Annotated in this window: 2 protein-coding genes; both read right to left on the minus strand. The window is 73.7% G+C overall.

Going from position 1 to position 2,749, the window contains the following annotated elements:
- On the minus strand, window positions 1-1,791 hold a 1,791-nt coding region (locus tag RMO85_RS04480; protein ID WP_310526735.1), incomplete at its 3' end, for a primosome assembly protein PriA.
- 167 nt (window positions 1,792-1,958) lie between these two features.
- On the minus strand, window positions 1,959-2,749 hold a 791-nt coding region (metK, locus tag RMO85_RS04485), incomplete at its 5' end, for a methionine adenosyltransferase (RefSeq protein WP_310526736.1).

Raw genomic sequence — 2,749 nt, forward strand, 5'->3', positions numbered from 1 at the left:
CCCGGTGATCGTGGCGAGCCGTGCGGCAGGCGGCAGGCGGGTCTCGATCCGCTCGGCCAGCTCACGCTCGGCGAAGCCGGCCGGGTCCCAGCGCACCAGCGCCTGCAGCACCGGCAGCGCCGGGTCGCCGACCACGACCACCCGTCCCCCGGGGCGCACGAGTCCGGCGGCGCCGAGCCAGCGCCGCAGCGCCTCCTCGCTCGCCCTCAGGTCGTCGCGGGCCAGCGTGAGCCAGGTGTCGAGGATGACGACGGCGGCGTACCCACCCTCGGCCGGCGGCTCCGCCCCGACGGTGGCGACGACGATGTCGGGGCGGCTCGACACCTGCGTCAGCACCCGGTCGCTGCTCGAGCTGCGGATGGTGGTCCCGGCGAAGGATCGCCCCAGCTCCTCGGCGGTCCGTGCCTCGCCGCGCACGGGCGCGCGCAGCCCGCGGTGGCCGCACTCCCGGCAGGCCCACGCCAGGTCGGCTGTCCCGCACCAGGTGCAGGTCGGCGGCGTCGTGGGCCCGCTGAGGACCAGCGGCCCCGCGCACGCCGCGCATCTCGCGGGGGTGCGGCAGCGCTCGCAGGCGAGCGAGGGGGCATAGCCGGCACGTGGGGTCTGGACCAGCACGGGGCCGCTCGTGAGCCCGTCGCGGATGACGTCGTAGACCGCCCGCGGCATCCGCGAGGCAACCGCCCTGTCCTCGGCGGGCACGGCATCGACCCGCGCCCGGGCGCGGACCACGGCACGCTCGGAGACCAGCTCGTGGGCCCAGCCGGAGCGGAGCAGGAGCAGGCTCTCGCAGGTGCGGGCGAAGCCCGCAACAAGCATGGCCGTGCCCTGCTGCGCCGCACGCATGGCCAGCACCTCGCGCACGTGGGGGTACGGCGCACGCGGCTCGGCATGCAGGTCGTCACCGTCGTCCCAGATCACCACCAGCCCCAGGTCGTGCACCGGGGCGAGCGCCGCCGAACGGGTGCCGACGACGACCTTGCGAGAGCCGCGGGACACGGCCAGGAAGTCCCGGTAGCGCTTCGCCGGGCCGGCATCGGCGATCAGCACCACGTGCTGGTCGGACCCCAGCACCTCGACGAGGGCGCTCGACACCCGCTGGGCGTCGCGTTGGTCGGGTAGGCAGATCAGGGAGCCCCGGCCACCGCCGAGCGTCGCTGCCGCGGCGTGGGCCAGCATCGTCGGCCAGTCATCGCCGGGGGCGGCGTTCCACACGGCTCGCGGCGCTCCCCCGCTGCCGAGGTGGGCGAGGAAGGTCGGCCCGTGGACGACGTGCTCCCACGTCGCGGGGTCGGCCGCGACGGCCGCGGTGGGCGCCGCCGTGGACGGCTCCTTCTCCGTGGCGGCATGGCGCGGCGGCACGGCCAGCCGCAGGACGTCGGCGCGCGCTCCGGCGTACCTCTCGGCGATGCTCGCCGTCAGGGCAGCCACTTCCGGGTGCAGCACCGGCTCTGCGCTGACGACTCGCCGCAGGGGCCGCAGCCGGCCCTGATGGTCACTGGAGGCCGCGCGCTCCAGCACGAAGCCGTCGACGTCCTGACCGGCGAACCGCACCTTCACCCGCGCGCCCGGCACCGCGGTCGCGGCGTCCTTGACGGACACGGCGTAGTCGAAGGGCCGGTCGAGATGGGCGAGGGGCACATCGACGAGCACCCGGGCCACGGGATCGGAGGAGGCCGGCTCGAACTCGGCGGCCCTGCGGGCGCGCGTCGCCGCGGCCCTGGACTTCGCGTCGGCCACGGACGCACGCAGGCCGGGCAGCATCTCTGCTGGCCCGGCCTGGTGGTTTGTCATGCGGCGCATTCAACCAGCGGCCACCGACGCTCGACGCGTCGCCGTCGCGGGTCGGTCGACCTGTCAGGGAACTCTTGCACCTGTCAGGTGTTGCAACACCTGACACGTGTGGGAGTCCCCGGGTATCCGGGGACTCCGACACACACGAGAACGTGCGCACACCGCAATCAGGCGCCGGCGGCAGCCTTGAGCTTCTCGGCGCGGTCGGTCGTCTCCCAGGTGAACTCCGGCAGTTCGCGCCCGAAGTGGCCGTACGCCGCAGTCTTGGCGTAGATCGGACGCAGCAGGTCCAGGTCGCGGATGATCGCGGCGGGACGCAGGTCGAAGACCTCGAGGACGGCCTGCTGGATCGCCTCGTCGGAGACGATGCCGGTGCCGAAGGTCTCGATGAAGACGCCGACCGGGGCGGCCTTGCCGATGGCGTAGGCGACCTGGGCCTCGCAGCGGCGGGCGAGCCCGGCAGCCACGACGTTCTTGGCGACCCAGCGCATGGCGTACGCGGCCGATCGGTCGACCTTCGAGGGGTCCTTGCCGGAGAAGGCGCCGCCACCGTGGCGGGCCATGCCGCCGTAGGTGTCGACGATGATCTTGCGGCCGGTGAGGCCGGCGTCGCCCATCGGCCCGCCGACGACGAACTTGCCGGTCGGGTTGACCAGCATGCGGTAGCCGTCGGAGGGGATGTCGAAGCTGGCGAGCACCGGGTCGATGACGTGCTGCTTGATGTCGGCCTCGAGGGTGGCGTGCTCGACGTCCTCCGAGTGCTGGGTCGACAGCACCACGGTGTCGATGCGGACGGGACGGTCGTCCTCGTCGTAGGCGATGGTGACCTGGGTCTTGCCGTCGGGCCGCAGGTAGTCGAGCGTGCCGTTCTTGCGGACCTCGGTCAGGGTCTGGGCGAGGCGCTGGGCGATCATGATCGGCAGCGGCATCAGCTCGGGGGTGTCGTCGCAGGCGTAGC

It is taken from the genome of Nocardioides sp., from assembly GCF_031422975.1.
Taxonomy (GTDB): Bacteria; Actinomycetota; Actinomycetes; order Propionibacteriales; family Nocardioidaceae; genus Nocardioides.